The sequence below is a fragment of the Microbacterium sp. genome, from assembly GCF_031178445.1.
Lineage (GTDB): Bacteria > Actinomycetota > Actinomycetes > Actinomycetales > Microbacteriaceae > Microbacterium.
The window spans coordinates 98,076-112,355 of sequence record NZ_JAPSIY010000002.1 but is presented as its reverse complement, the minus strand read 5'-3'; the positions used below and the strand labels follow the sequence as shown (position 1 = coordinate 112,355).

At 68.8% G+C, this 14,280-nt stretch carries 13 protein-coding genes; 12 read left to right on the top strand and 1 reads right to left on the bottom strand.

Translation table 11 applies throughout. From position 1 onward, the window contains the following. The first annotated feature begins 163 nt into the window (after nucleotides 1-163). From RIN43_RS03380 to RIN43_RS03345, 8 genes are all read left to right on the top strand, one after another. Nucleotides 164-544: an L-rhamnose mutarotase gene (locus RIN43_RS03380; protein ID WP_309127468.1), complete on the top strand. Its 381-nt coding sequence runs from the start codon at nucleotides 164-166 to the stop codon at nucleotides 542-544. Next, nucleotides 541-1,704 carry an L-rhamnose isomerase gene (gene rhaI / locus RIN43_RS03375; protein ID WP_309127467.1) on the top strand — a complete coding sequence of 388 codons (1,164 nt, stop codon included), beginning with the start codon at nucleotides 541-543 and terminating at the stop codon, nucleotides 1,702-1,704. The genes RIN43_RS03380 and rhaI overlap by 4 nt, the downstream gene beginning before the upstream one ends. Next, the gene (locus tag RIN43_RS03370; RefSeq protein WP_309127466.1) at nucleotides 1,701-3,002 is read left to right on the top strand and encodes an MFS transporter; all 1,302 of its coding nucleotides are present in this window, start codon (nucleotides 1,701-1,703) and stop codon (nucleotides 3,000-3,002) included. The genes rhaI and RIN43_RS03370 overlap by 4 nt, the downstream gene beginning before the upstream one ends. Nucleotides 3,003-3,037: 35 nt before the next feature. After that, nucleotides 3,038-5,074 (top strand): bifunctional aldolase/short-chain dehydrogenase, encoded by a 2,037-nt coding sequence (locus tag RIN43_RS03365; protein WP_309127465.1) that lies wholly within the window; start codon nucleotides 3,038-3,040, stop codon nucleotides 5,072-5,074. Further along, nucleotides 5,071-6,492, top strand: a complete 1,422-nt coding sequence (locus RIN43_RS03360; RefSeq protein ID WP_309127464.1) for a rhamnulokinase family protein — start codon at nucleotides 5,071-5,073, stop codon at nucleotides 6,490-6,492. Before RIN43_RS03365 ends, RIN43_RS03360 begins: the two co-directional genes overlap by 4 nt. A gap of 58 nt (nucleotides 6,493-6,550) precedes the next feature. Beyond that, entirely contained in the window at nucleotides 6,551-7,369 is an 819-nt protein-coding gene (locus tag RIN43_RS03355) for an alpha/beta hydrolase fold domain-containing protein (RefSeq protein WP_309127463.1), read from the top strand. Nucleotides 7,370-7,465: 96 nt separating this feature from the next. After that, entirely contained in the window at nucleotides 7,466-7,648 is a 183-nt protein-coding gene (locus tag RIN43_RS03350) for a hypothetical protein (RefSeq protein WP_309127462.1), read from the top strand. 59 nt (nucleotides 7,649-7,707) lie between these two features. Further along, nucleotides 7,708-8,094, top strand: a complete 387-nt coding sequence (locus RIN43_RS03345) for a VOC family protein (protein ID WP_309127461.1) — start codon at nucleotides 7,708-7,710, stop codon at nucleotides 8,092-8,094. An 18-nt stretch (nucleotides 8,095-8,112) separates the two neighbouring features. Here the strand turns inward: RIN43_RS03345 and RIN43_RS03340 are convergent, their stop codons facing one another. Beyond that, a complete protein-coding gene (locus RIN43_RS03340) occupies nucleotides 8,113-8,715 on the bottom strand; it encodes a TetR/AcrR family transcriptional regulator (RefSeq protein WP_309127460.1) in 603 nt (200 codons plus the stop codon). Between the two features lie 97 nt (nucleotides 8,716-8,812). Here RIN43_RS03340 and RIN43_RS03335 point away from each other — a divergent pair, with 97 nt between their 5' ends. From RIN43_RS03335 to RIN43_RS03320, 4 genes are read left to right on the top strand one after another with little or no spacing between them, the layout of a single operon-like run. Continuing rightward, complete coding sequence (locus tag RIN43_RS03335; RefSeq protein WP_309127459.1) at nucleotides 8,813-10,093, top strand: MFS transporter; 1,281 nt, start codon at nucleotides 8,813-8,815, stop codon at nucleotides 10,091-10,093. A 58-nt stretch (nucleotides 10,094-10,151) separates the two neighbouring features. After that, the gene (locus RIN43_RS03330; protein WP_309127458.1) at nucleotides 10,152-12,419 is read left to right on the top strand and encodes a glycoside hydrolase family 3 C-terminal domain-containing protein; all 2,268 of its coding nucleotides are present in this window, start codon (nucleotides 10,152-10,154) and stop codon (nucleotides 12,417-12,419) included. Then, complete coding sequence (locus RIN43_RS03325; RefSeq protein ID WP_309127457.1) at nucleotides 12,416-13,261, top strand: SDR family oxidoreductase; 846 nt, start codon at nucleotides 12,416-12,418, stop codon at nucleotides 13,259-13,261. Before RIN43_RS03330 ends, RIN43_RS03325 begins: the two co-directional genes overlap by 4 nt. Next, nucleotides 13,261-14,175, top strand: a complete 915-nt coding sequence (locus RIN43_RS03320; protein ID WP_309127456.1) for an alpha/beta hydrolase — start codon at nucleotides 13,261-13,263, stop codon at nucleotides 14,173-14,175. Before RIN43_RS03325 ends, RIN43_RS03320 begins: the two co-directional genes overlap by 1 nt. Nucleotides 14,176-14,280 lie beyond the last annotated feature (105 nt).

Here is a 14,280-nt window from a genome sequence, read left to right as displayed (position 1 = left end):
AGAAAACGCTTTCAAGCAATTCCTCGGATCTTTCCAGATCGCCTGGCGCAGGCCGCAGGAGCGCTGCGCCTGAACAGAGAACCGCATCGAGCAGGTTGTTGCGATTTCCGGCAAGGGGGTCGTAGGATTGCCTGAAACGATTCAACGGAGAGATGTGAGACGCATGACTCGCCACTGCTTCCAGCTGCGGGTGCGCCCCGAGCTCGTCGACGAGTATCTGGCCCGGCACACCCCTGTGTGGCCGGAGATGCTGGCCGAGATCGCCGCGGCGGGCCGACGCAATTACTCGCTCTTCCTCGGTGAGAACGGCGTCCTCGTCGGCTACTACGAGACCGACGACGACGAGGCGGCACAGGCGTACCTCGCGGCATCCGAGGTCGCAGCGCGGTGGGAAGCCGAGATGGGGCGGTTCTTCGTCGATCTCGACGGCCGTCCGGATCAGGCCGCCACCGCTCTCCCCGAGGTGTTCCACCTCGAAGACCAGCTCGCCGCGGCCGAGGACGCGACGACATCCGACAACGACGACGAAGGCAGCGCCGCATGAGCATCCTCTCCCCCAAACACCTCGACGCTCTCGAAGAGCAGTCGATCGAGCTGCCCAGCTGGGCGTTCGGCAACTCAGGCACCCGATTCCGGGTGTTCGGCACGCCGGGCACACCCCGCGACCCGTTCGAGAAGATCGCGGATGCCGCGCAGGTGCACAAGCACACCGCCCTCGCCCCCACCGTGGCGCTGCACATCCCGTGGGACATGTGCGACTTCGCCGACCTGCGCAAGCACGCCGAGGACCTCGGCGTCTCGCTGGGCACGGTGAACTCCAACACCTTCCAGGACGAGGACTACAAGTTCGGCGCGCTCACCCACGAGGACGCCGCGGTGCGCCAGAAGGCCATCGACCACCACCTCGCCTGCATCGACGTGATGGACCAGACCGGGTCGCGCGACCTGAAGATCTGGCTGGCCGAGGGCTCCAACTACCCCGGCCAGGCCGACATGCGCGGCAGGCAGGACCGCCTGCACGAATCGCTGGAGAGGATCTACGCCCGCCTCGGCGACGAACAGCGCCTGGTGCTGGAGTACAAGTTCTTCGAGCCCGCGTTCTACCACACCGACGTGCCGGATTGGGGCACCTCCTACGCCCAGGTGAGCGCTCTCGGTGACAAGGCGATGGTCTGCCTCGACACCGGGCACCACGCGCCCGGCACGAACATCGAGTTCATCGTCATGCAGCTGCTGCGCCTCGGCAAGCTCGGTTCGTTCGACTTCAACTCGCGCTTCTACGCCGACGACGACCTGATCGTCGGCGCCGCCGACCCGTTCCAGCTGTTCCGCATCCTGTTCGAGGTCGTGCGCGGCGGCGGGCTGAACAACCCCGATGTGACGTTCATGCTCGACCAGTGCCACAACATCGAGGAGAAGATCCCCGGTCAGATCCGCTCGGTGCTCAACGTGCAGGAGATGACCGCTCGTGCCCTGCTCGTCGACCGCGACGCGCTTGCCCGAGCACAGAAGTCCGGCGACGTGCTCGCCGCGAACGCGGTCTTCATGGACGCGTTCTACACCGACGTCCGTCCCGCCCTCGCCGAGTGGCGCGAGAGCCGCGGCCTGCCCGCGGACCCGATGGCCGCCTTCGCGGCATCCGGGTACCAGGAGAAGATCGCCGCCGACCGCGTCGGTGGCGTGCAGGCGGGATGGGGAGCATGACCGTGACCACTCAGAAGCGCACCCTCACGGCGTGGAAGGCCACCATCGCGGTGGCGATGTCGAACTACATCGAGGCGGGTGCGATCATCGCGCTGGCCACCAGCCTCACCCTGTGGCAGGGCGAGTTCGGATTCGATGACGGAGCCGTCGGCCTCGTCGCCGCCCTGAGCGCCAACGCCTTCGGCGCGGCGATCGGCGCTGCGATCGGCGGTCCGCTGTGCGACAGGCTCGGCCGGAAGTTCATCTACACGTACGACCTCATCGTGTTCATGATCGGTGCGCTGCTCGTGACGTTCTCGCCGAATTTCGCCGTGCTCCTCGTCGGCGTGGTGCTCATGGGAATCGCCGTCGGCGCCGGCGTGCCTGCGTCCTGGACGTACATCGCAGAGGAAGCGCCCAGCGAGCACCGTGCCGCCCACGTCGGCACCGCACAGCTCGCCTGGTCGATCGGCCCCGCGATCGGCTTCCTGCTCGCCGTCGTGCTCGGGCCGCTCGGCATCGTCGGCTCGCGCCTCATCTTCTTCCACCTGTTCGTCATCGCCGCCGTCACCTGGTGGGTCCGTCGTGGCCTGCCGGAGTCGAAGCGCTGGAAGGAGCAGCGCGAGTCGTCCCAGGAGCGCGGCGAGAAGGTCTCGATCTTCTCCGGAATCGGCGGCCTGCTCTCCGACCGCAAGAACCTCGGCGCCCTGCTCTTCCTGCTCGGCGTCTACGGCCTGTGGAACACGGTCGCCGGCCAGGCCGGCATCTTCCAGCCGCGCGTGTACGAGGCGGCGGGTCTGCACGACGCCACCCAGCAGAACCTGCTGCAGGTTCTGGTGTGGACCCTCACCGCCGCTGCCACCTACTTCGGCTTCATGCGCTACGGCGATCGTGTCAGCCGGCGCTGGCTGTACTTCGGCGGTGCGCTGCTCGGCGTCATCGCCTGGGTCGTGCTCGTCTTCGCCCCTCCCGGTCTCTTCTCCCTGCTGTTCTTCGCCGTCGCGTGGGGCATCTCGGCCGGTATCGGCGCGCAGGCGTTCTACGGCCTGTGGACCGCTGAGCTGTTCGCGACGCGGTACCGTGCGAGCGCCCAGGGAGTGCTGTTCATGCTCGCCCGCGTGATGGTCGGCCTGCTGAGCCTGGTCTTCCCCGTGCTCCTCACCACTTGGGGTCTCGGCCAGCTGGGCCTGCTGATCATCGGCCTGCTGGTGGCCGCGCTGCTCATCGGCACGATCTGGGCGCCGAAGACCGAGGGCAAGACTCTCGAGCAGATCGAGCACGAGCGCTATGGCACGCCGGTCGAGGCCGCGCGCGTCTGACATCCATCTCCTCACCTCGCGAAGGACTCCGACTCATGACCAACCCCACCGCCGCCGCTCTCATCGCGCGTTCCAATCGCCTGGGCGCCGATCCGAAGAACACCAACTACGCGGGTGGCAACACCTCGGCCAAGGGCACCGAGACCGACCCGGTCACCGGGCAGCCGGTCGAGCTGCTCTGGGTGAAGGGCTCGGGCGGCGATCTGGGCACGCTCACCGAGCAGGGCTTGGCCGTGCTGCGCCTTGACCGCATGCGCGCGCTCGTCGACGTCTATCCCGGCGTCGACCGCGAGGATGAGATGGTCGCGGCGTTCGACTACTGCCTGCACGGCAAGGGCGGCGCGGCTCCGTCGATCGACACCGCCATGCACGGGCTCGTGGATGCCGCGCACGTCGATCACCTGCATCCCGACTCGGGCATCGCGATCGCCACGGCTGCCGATGGCCCCGAGCTCACGCAGAAGATCTTCGGCGACAAGGTCGTCTGGGTGCCGTGGCGTCGCCCCGGCTTCCAGCTCGGCCTGGACATCGCCGAGATCAAGAAGGCGAACCCTCAGGCGATCGGATGCATACTCGGCGGACACGGCATCACGGCGTGGGGTGACACCTCGGAGCAGGCTGAGGCCAACTCGCTCTGGATCATCGACGCGGCAGCTGCCCACATCGCCGAGCACGGCGAAGCCGACCCCTTCGGCGGCGTCCGCGCCGGGTTCCAGGCGCTTCCCGAGAACGAGCGCCGTGAGCGAGCAGCCGCACTGGCGGGCACGATCCGCGGCATCGCCTCGACCGACAAGCCGATGGTGGGCCACTTCACCGACTCGGACGTCGTGCTCGACTTCCTGGCGTCGGAGAAGGCCCCGGCTCTCGCAGCGCTCGGTACGAGCTGCCCCGACCACTTCCTGCGCACCAAGGTCAAGCCGCTGATCCTCGATGTCCCGGCGACGGCATCCGTCGATGAGCAGATCGCCCGCCTGCACGAGCTGCACGCCGAGTACCGCGCCGACTACCAGGCGTACTACGACGCGCACGCGACGGCCGACTCCCCCGCGATCCGCGGAGCCGACCCGCTCATCGTGCTGGTCCCCGGCGTCGGCATGTTCTCCTACGGCGCGAACAAGCAGACCGCCCGCGTCGCCGGAGAGTTCTACGTCAACGCGATCAACGTCATGCGCGGGGCCGAGGCGCTGTCGACGTACGCCCCCATCTCGGACGCCGAGAAGTTCCGCATCGAGTACTGGGCGCTGGAAGAGGCCAAACTGCAGCGCATGCCGAAGCCGAAGACCCATCAGGGTCGCATCGCGTTCGTCACCGGCGCCGCGTCCGGCATCGGCAAGGCCATCGCCACCCGCCTCGCCGCCGAGGGTGCCTGCGTCGTCGTCGCCGACCTCGACCTCGAGAAGGCGCAGGCCGCGGCCGCAGAGCTGGGCAACGCGGACGTCGCCATCGGTGTGGCCGCGAACGTGGCGGATGCGGATGCCGTCCAAGCCGCATTGAACGAGGCGGTGCTCGCTTTCGGCGGAGTGGACCTCGTCGTCAACAACGCCGGCCTGTCGCTGTCGAAGCCGCTGCTCGAGACCACCGAGAAGGATTGGGACCTGCAGCACGACGTGATGGCCAAGGGCTCGTTCCTGGTCTCCAAGGCCGCGGCGAAGGTCCTCATCGACCAGAAGCTGGGCGGTGACATCATCTACATCTCGTCGAAGAACTCCGTCTTCGCCGGGCCCAACAACATCGCCTACTCGGCGACGAAGGCCGACCAGGCGCACCAGGTGCGGCTGCTGGCGGTCGAGCTCGGCGAGCACGGCATCCGGGTGAATGGCATCAACCCCGACGGCGTCGTGCGCGGTTCGGGTATCTTCGCCTCGGGCTGGGGCGCCAACCGCGCGGCGACCTACGGGGTCGCGGAGGAGGACCTGGGTCAGTTCTACGCGAACCGCACCATCCTCAAGCGCGAGGTCGTGCCCGAGAACGTGGCGGATGCCGTCTACGTGCTCACCGGCCCTGAGCTGTCGCGCACCACGGGACTGCACATCCCGGTCGACTCCGGCGTCGCCGCGGCATTCCTGCGATGACGGGGGCGACCGTGCTCCGCGCCGTCGCAGCCGTCGACCTGGGTGCCACCAGCGGTCGTGTGGTCATCGGCAGGGTGGGTGCGGACACGGTCGAGCTCGAACTCGTCTCTCGATTCCCCAACGGGCCGGTGGAGCAGGCGGACGGGCTGCACTGGGACTTCACGGCGCTGTACGAGAGCATCGTCTCGGGGCTCGCCGAGGCCGTGCGGCGCGAGCCCGCGATCGAGAGCATCGGCATCGACTCGTGGGCGGTCGATTACGGGCTGCTGCACGACGGGAGCCTTCTGGCCGAGCCCTTCCATTACCGCGATCGGCGCACCGAGCGCGGCGTGCAGAAGGTGCACGCCAGCGTGCCGCTCGCCGAGCTCTACCAGCGCAATGGATTGCAGTTCCTGCCGTTCAACACCCTGTACCAGTACGGTGTCGATGACCGACTGGACACGGCGGATGCCGCACTGCTGATTCCCGACCTCGTCGCATACCTGCTCACCGGCCGTCAGGTGGCCGAGCGCACCAACGCCTCGACGACCGGCCTGCTCGATGTGCACACGTCGGAATGGGACCTCGACCTCATCACGCGACTCGGGATCCGCGCCGGCGTGCTTCCTGAGCTGGTGAGCGCAGGCGAGAGGATCGGCCGGCTGCGTGCCGAACTCGCCGAACGCATCGGCAAGGACCTGCCGGTGATCGCCGTGGGCTCGCACGACACGGCATCCGCCGTGGTCGCCGCTCCCCTCGCCTCGCCGCACGCGGCTTACATCTCCTGCGGCACCTGGGGGCTCGTCGGGCTCGAGCTCGCCGCGCCGGTGCTCTCGGATGCCGCCCGCGAGGCGAACTTCACGAACGAACTGGGTGTCGACGGTCGCATCCGCTTTCTGCACAATGTGACCGGGCTGTGGCTGCTCAGCGAGACGATCCGCGCGTGGGAGGCGCAGGACGGTGCGTCGATCGATCTGCCGGCGCTGCTCGCCGAGGCCGCCGCCGTCACCACGGATGTGCCGCTGTTCGACGCGAACGACGCCACTCTGAGCGACCCGGGCGACATGCCGGCTCGCATCGCCGCCGTGCTGCGCGCGGCGGGAGCCGAGGCGCCTGCCGACCGGCCGGCGTTCGTGCGCACGATCCTCGAGTCCATCGCCGCCGCGTTCGCGGATGCGGTGCGCGTCGCCGGTGAACTCGCCAGCCGGCCGATCGACAGCATTCACGTGGTCGGTGGCGGTTCTCTCAACGCACCGCTCTGCCAGGCCACGGCCGATCGTGCGGGCCTTCCCGTGCTCGCCGGTCCTGTCGAGGCGACGGCTCTGGGCAACGTCCTGGTGCAGGCGCGCGCTCTGGACGCCGCACCGGAGTCGCTCGAAGATCTCCGGGCTCTCGTCGCGCAGACGCACGCACCCGTGCGGTACGAGCCTCGACACTGACGTCGCCGTCATACCAGGCTGCGGAGCGCAGCATGACGAGTGCACCAGAATCGAACCCATGACACACGCAGCGCTCGACGGCCTGGTCCGCGTCTATCCCGCGGAAGACGGGCCTCTGCAAGGCTCGGGCCTCGTCTGGGCGCACGGTGGCGGCTTCGTACAGGGCGATCTCGACATGCCCGAGGCGGATGCCGTCGCCAGGGCCTTCGCCGCCCGCGGCGCGGCCGTCGTGTCTATCGACTACCGCCTCGTCGGCGACGGCAGCGGCCGGTTCCCCGCAGCCTCCGACGACATCGTCAGAGCATGGTCGTGGGCTCACGACCGGGCGGCCTCCCTCGGGGTCGATCCCGCTCGCCTGATCATCGGCGGGGCCAGCGCCGGCGGCAACCTGGTCGCGGGTGCGGTGCTCAGGATGCTGGGACACGCGCCGGCAGCATCCGTGGCGGCGCTGCCGACGGGGGTGTTCCTCGCCTACCCCACGCTGCTGGCCGAGCAGCCCGCGCCCGATGCCGCGCTGCGGGCAGCGCTCGACGCTGACCCGGCCTTCGATCACTTCCCGCCGGCGAGGGTGCGCTCGATGTACGAGACGTATCTCGGTGGCCCGGTGAGGCCGGAAGCCCCACTGACGGCGATTCCGGGGCTCGCGACGCCTGCGGACGTCGCCGGCTTTCCGGCCACGATCATGGTCAACGATGACGTGGACGAGCTGCGCGTGTCAGGTGAGCTGTTCGCCTCGACCCTGATGGCGGCCGGGGTGCCGGTCGCACTTTCGACCGAGCCCGGCACCACTCACGGGCACCTGAACCGGCCAGAGGAGCCCGGCTTCGGACGCACCATTCAGCGCGTGGTCGAATGGATGGCGGCGGCCACCGCCTGATCACGGGCAAGCGTCCCACACGCGGAACGGTCCTCGCCCGTGACCCCTTGCGAGCGAAGGGTCTGTCGGGGCTACGGTGGGTTCCGAGGAGGAATCATGTCGACGGATGACCAGGTGATCGAACCAGGGTCCGGTGTCGACCTTGCCATCGAGCGGGCACTGGAGGCGGCGAACCTGCGTGCGGGAGATGCTCCCGCTGCTGCGGCCGTGATCGTCGAGGTTCGGCACCCCTCCGCTGCCGAGGCGGGCGACTTCGACGCAGCGGCCGATGGCGACTAGTCACCGGATTCCCCAGTGACCTCATGAGAACGTCTCGTAGCGGTTCTGCGATCCGCGGCGTGGATCACGTCGTGATCGGGGCGAGCGACTGGGCGGAGACCACGGAGTTCTACCGTCGGGTCCTGCACGCCGAAGTGATTCCGCTGGCGGGCGAGCGCGTGTCACTACGGATTGGCGTCTCGCAGTTGAACGTGCACGGTCCTGGCGTCGACCTGTCCTCGAACGTCGCGAGGCTCCCGGTGCGGCCAGGCAACAGCGACGTCTGCTTCGAGTGGGACGGTCCCATCGAGTCGGCGATCGCTCATCTGAACGCCTGTGAGGTGACGATCGAGACCGGCCCCATCGCTCGACCGGGCGCAAGGGGCGAAGGCGTCAGTGTGTACTTCCGGGATCCGGACGGAAGTCTGCTCGAGTTCATCAGCTACTTCCGCGGCCGGCCGGGCTGACCCGCGACCGTCTCCTGATCAGTCCTGGGGAGGCCCGTCGAGCACCGCGTCGAAGATGCGGAACAGGGTCGCCAGTGCCGCGGTCATGTCGATCTCGGGGTCGAGCAGCCAGCGCATCTGCAGCCCGTCGGTCGCCGCGAGCAGCAGCAGGGCGACGGCGTCCGGCTCGACGGCGCCGCGGTGTCTTTCATCGAGGTGGCGCTCGACGGTCTCGGCGATCCGCCGCCCGATGTCCGCCTCTCGGCGCAGGAAGAAGTCGTGTGCGGGATGATCGGGGTCGGTCGCCTCGACCGACAGGCGGGTGAACAGCTCGACCATCCCCGGGATGCGGGCGTTGCGTTCGACGACCTTCAGGTAGGCCGCCTCGAGATCGCCCAGCGACGCCGTTGGGTCGGCGAACCCCGACTCGTCGAGCTCGTCGCGCAGGCGCAGCACCTCGGTGAGCAGCTTCTCCTTGGTCTCGAAATGGTGCAGCACGCCGGTCTTGCTGAGGCCTGCCGCCTCGGCGATGCGGGTGACGGATGCCGCGGCGTAGCCCTCGGTGTCGATCACCTCGAGTGCCGTGCGAAGGATGCTGTCCCTTCTCGCCTCGCTCTTCGCATACGAACCGCGCTTTCCCATGCTTCGAGTAAACCCGAGGATTGCGGAAATGAAAACAGACTGCCAGACTGTTTTTGCATTCGCGCTCCTGGCGGATGCTGCGAGAAGAGGACATCGAGTGTCGACGACGACATCACCACCGGTCGAGCGCCTGCTGGACGGGGAATACGACGGACCCGTATCGGTGCGGGGCCCCCTTCGCCGGCTGCTGCTGTGGCTCGCGCCTGCGTACATGGCGATCTTCGCCGTGTGGGGCGCAGTCCCCGGTATCCTCCTGGCGCTGCAGGTCGAGCACATAGATCCGGTCAACAAGGTGGGCAACCTCGCACTGGTCACCACGCTCGGTGCGATCTTCTCCATGATCGCGCAGCCGATCGCAGGGCTGGTGTCCGACCGCACACGCTCGCGACTCGGGCGAAGGGCACCCTGGATGCTCGTCGGCTCCGCGCTCGGAGGCGCGCTGCTGGTCGTCCTGGGTTTTCAGAGCACGGTCGCCGGGGTTGCCATCGGCTGGATCGCGGTCTCCGTCGCGTACAACTTCGCTCAGGCATCACTCGGCGCGATCATGCCCGACCGCATCCCTCGGCTGGCGCGCGGAAGCTTCTCGGCAGTGAGCGGTCTCGGCACGCTGATCGGACTGCTGGGCGGGCAGTTCTTCGGCGCCTCGATGAGCGGCAGCATCCCGGTCGCCTACCTGGTGCTGGCGCTGCTCGGATTCACGATGTTCCTTCTCCTTGCGCTCTTCAACCGCGATCGCCCCAGCGTCCAGATGAAGCGCGAGCCGTTCTCGTTCGCGGTGTTCGTCTCCACCTTCTGGGTCGACCCGCGGCGGCATCCCGACTTCTTCTGGGCGTTCACGGGACGCCTCCTGCTCAACCTGGCGTACTACGTCGTCGCCGGCGGCTACCTGCTGTACGTGCTCGCCGATCACATCGGGCTGGGCACGGCGGCGGCCACCGCGACCGTCCCCCTGCTGGCGCTGGCCAGTGCACCAGGAGCCGTCGTCGCGACCACCTTCAGCGGCCCGCTCTCCGATCGACTCCGACGACGCAAGGTGTTCATCGTGACCTCTGGACTCGTCTTCGCGGCCGCCGTGAGCATCCCGCTGTTCTCCCCCACCGTCGAGGGGATGATCCTCACGTTCGCGCTGGGCGGGCTCGGATACGGCGTCTTCCAGTCGATCGACGCCGTGCTGATGAGCGAGGTGCTTCCGAGCGCCAGCTCGTTCGGCAAGGATCTGGGCATCGTGAACATCGCCATCACCCTGCCGCAGAGCCTCGCACCCGCACTCGCCGGCGCGATCGTGCTGACAGCCGGATACGCCTGGCTCTTTCCGATCGCAATCGTGCTATCGGTCTTCGGCGCTCTCGCCGTCATCCCCATCCGCTCCGTGCGCTGACCGCTTCAAGCATCACCGCCCCGGGTCGATCCGAACCGGGCCCGACCGAAGGACTCATATGGCATCGCCGATCTCAGCCGACGACCTCACCCTCTCCGAGAAGGCCTCGCTCGCCAGCGGCGCCGACGCGTGGCGCACGAAGCCGATCGCGCGACTCGGCGTGCGATCGGTGATGATGACCGACGGGCCGCACGGTCTTCGCAAACAGGTGCCCGGCGCAGAGCAGAGCGGCCTCGGCGAGAGCGTTCCGGCGACCTGCTTCCCGCCCGCCGTCGGTCTCGGCGCCAGCTTCGACGTGGACCTCGTCGAGCGCGTCGGGGCGGCGATCGGCCTCGAGGCGGCTCTCGAAGACGTCGCGGTGGTGCTCGGACCGGGGATCAACATCAAGCGCTCGCCCCTGTGCGGCCGCAACTTCGAGTACTTCTCGGAGGACCCTCTGCTCTCCGGTGCCCTCGGCGCGGCGATGGTGAAGGGGATCCAGTCGGCCGGCGTCGGAGCTTCCCTCAAGCACTTCGCCGCCAACAACCAGGAGACCGACCGCATGCGGATCTCGGCGGACATCGCCCCTCGTCCGCTGCGCGAGATCTACCTGCGCGGCTTCGAACACGTCGTTCGGCAGGCGCGCCCGTGGACGGTCATGTGCTCTTACAACCGCATCAACGGCGTGTACTCCTCGCAGAACCGGTGGCTGCTGACAGACGTCCTCCGACGCGAGTGGGGCTTCGACGGGCTGGTCGTATCCGACTGGGGTGCAGTCGACGACCGGGTCAGCGCTCTGCACGCAGGTCTGGATCTGGAGATGCCGGGTGGTGACGGTCGCACCGACCAGCAGATCGCCGCCGCGGTCGAGTCCGGGGACCTCGATGTGCGCATCCTCGACGCCACCGTCGAGCGGGCCCTCGAACTCGTGCGACGAGCGGGCGAGCGACCGGCGCCGTCGACCGCTCTCGATGTCGACGCGCATCACCGCCTGGCCAGGGAAGCGGCCTCGCGCTCAGTAGTCCTGCTCAAGAACGACGACGAGACGTTGCCGCTGACATCTGCGGCGCGCCTCGCCGTGATCGGCGCATTCGCGACGCAGCCGCGCTACCAGGGTGCGGGCTCCTCTCTCATCAACCCGACCCGGCTCGACAACGCATTGGACGAGATCCGCGCCCTCTCCGAGGCTCCCGTGACCTACGCCGCCGGCTTCAGCCTCGACCCGGCGTCCGACGCCACCGCTCTGCGTGACGAGGCTGTCCAGGCCGCGTCCGCGGCCGACACCGCGATCGTGTTCCTGGGGCTGCCTGCCGAAGCCGAATCCGAGGGATTCGACCGGGAACACATCGAACTGCCCGTCGAGCAGCTCGGTCTGCTCGAAGCGGTGCTCGCCGCGAACCCGCGCACGGTCGTCGTGCTGTCACACGGCGGAGTGGTCGCACTGCCGTTCGCCGATCGGGTTCCGGCGATCCTCGACGGGTCGCTGCTCGGACAGGCGGGCGCTGGCGGCACCGCCGACGTGCTGTTCGGCGAAGTCAACCCGTCCGGCCGGCTGACCGAAACGGTGCCATTGCGGCTGGAGGACACCGCGTCGTTCGGCAACTTCCCCGGGGAGCAGGGCCACGTGACGTACGGCGAAGGAGTGCTGGTGGGCTACCGCTGGTATGACGCGAAGAACCTCGACGTCGCGTTCCCCTTCGGACACGGGCTCTCGTACACCACGTTCAGCTACGGCGACACGCAGGCAGTCATGCGCGACGACGACGTGCTGATCCGCGTGCCCGTCACCAACACCGGACAGCGAGCCGGGCGCGAAGTGGTGCAGGTGTACGTATCGGCGCCGGAGTCGCGTCTGACCCGAGCACCGCGGGAGCTGAAGGCGTTCCGCTCCGTGATGATCGAGCCGGGCGAGACGGTCGAAGTCGAGCTGACCGTCAGCCGCGAGGACCTCGCGCACTGGGATGTGGAGAGCGACTGCTGGCGCGTGGAGGGCGGGTCGCGCGTGTTCGGCATCGGCGCGTCCAGCCGCGACATCCGCGGCACCGCAGTGGTGCAGGTCGCGCCTGACTCCTCGACAGCGCCGCTCACGCGCTCCTCGTCGCTCGAGGAGGTGCTCGCCGATCCGCTCGCCGCGGAACTGATCCGGCAGACCGTCTTCTCGATGTCCACCCAGATGCCGGGGGTGGCGGCCGTCCTCGACGACGACGTCATGATGCGGCTCATGGCATCCTTCCCCGTCGGACGGTTGCCGGGGTACGGCGGGCTGCCGATCACCTCAGAGATGGTCGACGGCCTCCTCGCCGCCGCGAACCAGGCGCGTGCCGCCGGTGCCGGGGAGACGCGGTGAGAATCCAGCGCCGCCGGCGCGCTCTCCTCCTCGCAGGACGGCGTGTGCTCGTCACCGGTGGCGGCAGTGGCATCGGGCGTCGCATGGCGCTCGAGGCGGCGCGCCGCGGCGCCGCCGTGATCATCTGGGATCTCGATGCCGACGCCGCCGCGCGAACATGCGAGCAGATCGAGAGCCGCGGCGGCTCAGCGTCCGCCCAGGCCGTCGACGTGTCGGACGAGGCGGCCGTCGATGCCGCCGCGCGCAGCGCAGGAGCCGTCGACGTGCTGATCAACAACGCCGGCATCGTCTCAGGGTCGATGCTGCTCGATGCGTCGAGTGCGGGCATCCGTCGCACCTTCGACGTCAACGTCCTCGCCCTGTACTGGACGACGAGGGCGGTGCTTCCCGGCATGATCGAACGCGATCGCGGCACGATCGTGAACATCGCCAGCGCCGCCGGCCTGGTGGGAGTGGCCAGGCAGACCGACTACTCGGCGAGCAAGTTCGCCGCCGTCGGGTTCACCGAGTCCCTGCGGGCGGAGCTTCGCGCGACGCAGAATCGTACGGTGAGCACGATGCTGGTCTGCCCGTACTACATCGACACCGGCATGTTCGACGGGGTCAAGACGCGCTTCCCGCGCCTGCTGCCCATCCTGAAGGAAGCAGACGTCGCTCGCGCGGTGATCGACGGCATCGAAGCCGGACGTGAGCAGTACATCGCTCCGCCGCTGGCCCGTTTCGTACCGGCGCTGCGGCTTCTGCCGGTGCGTGCCTTCGACCGGACGATGGACTTCTTCGGCATCAATCGCACCATGGACGGATTCGTCGGACGAGCGCGGCGCGACGGGGCGGCCGGCTGATGGATGCCGCACGAGTCGACCCCGAAGTACGCGCGGCACGTCGCAGACACCTCGACCTTCCCGTCGACAGGCGCTGGGCGCGCGCTCTCGTCCGCTTCGGCGCCCGGTTCCTCCCGCCCGTCGCGACACCGGGCGTCACCCTCGACCGCGTGCGGGACGGTTCGGTGCGAGCGCGCGTGCACCGCCCGGATACCCCGCGTTCGAGGGCCGCCCTGCTGTGGATCCACGGTGGCGGGCTCGTCCTCGGTGCGGCGGTCATGGACGACAGGTTCTGCGGGGAGGTCGCGAAGCGCCTCGGCATCACCGTCGTCGCCGCCGAGTACCGGCTCGCCCCGGAGCATCCGTACCCGGCAGCACACGACGATCTGCTCGCGACCTGGGAATGGATGCGCTCGCACGCGGAGACGCTGGACTTCGACCCTGACCGCGTGGCGATCGGCGGCGGAAGCGCGGGCGGCGGCCTGGCGGCATCCCTGGCGCTGCGACTGCACGACCGCGGAGGCGCCCAGCCCGCGGCGCAGCTGCTCGTGGCCCCCATGCTCGACGACCGCACCGCCGATCGGCGGGAACTCGACCAGGTCGATCACTGGGTCTGGAACAACCGCAGCAATCGAGCCGGCTGGGCGGCCTACCTCGGATCCGCAGCGGGTGGGGATGACGTCCACGAGTATGCGGCGCCCGCTCGGCGCGCCGACCTGAGCGGCCTCCCGCCCGCGTGGATCGGAGTCGGCGATCTGGACCTCTTCCTCGACGAGGACGTCGACTACGCCCGCCGCCTCGTCGCGGCCGGTGTCGACACGACGCTCGACGTGACCCCGAACGCACCGCACGGCTTCGAGGGCTGGGCACCGGATGCCGCCATCTCCCGAGATTTCCGGCAGCGCGCGCAGGACTGGCTCATGAAGGTGCTCTGAGTCGTTCGGCGCGGCGCCACGTCTGGGCGGGGCGGAGACGGAGGGATTTGAGTCCCTCGCGGCCACTCCACACGCCGCCACGTCAGGAGATCGGCTCACGTCGAC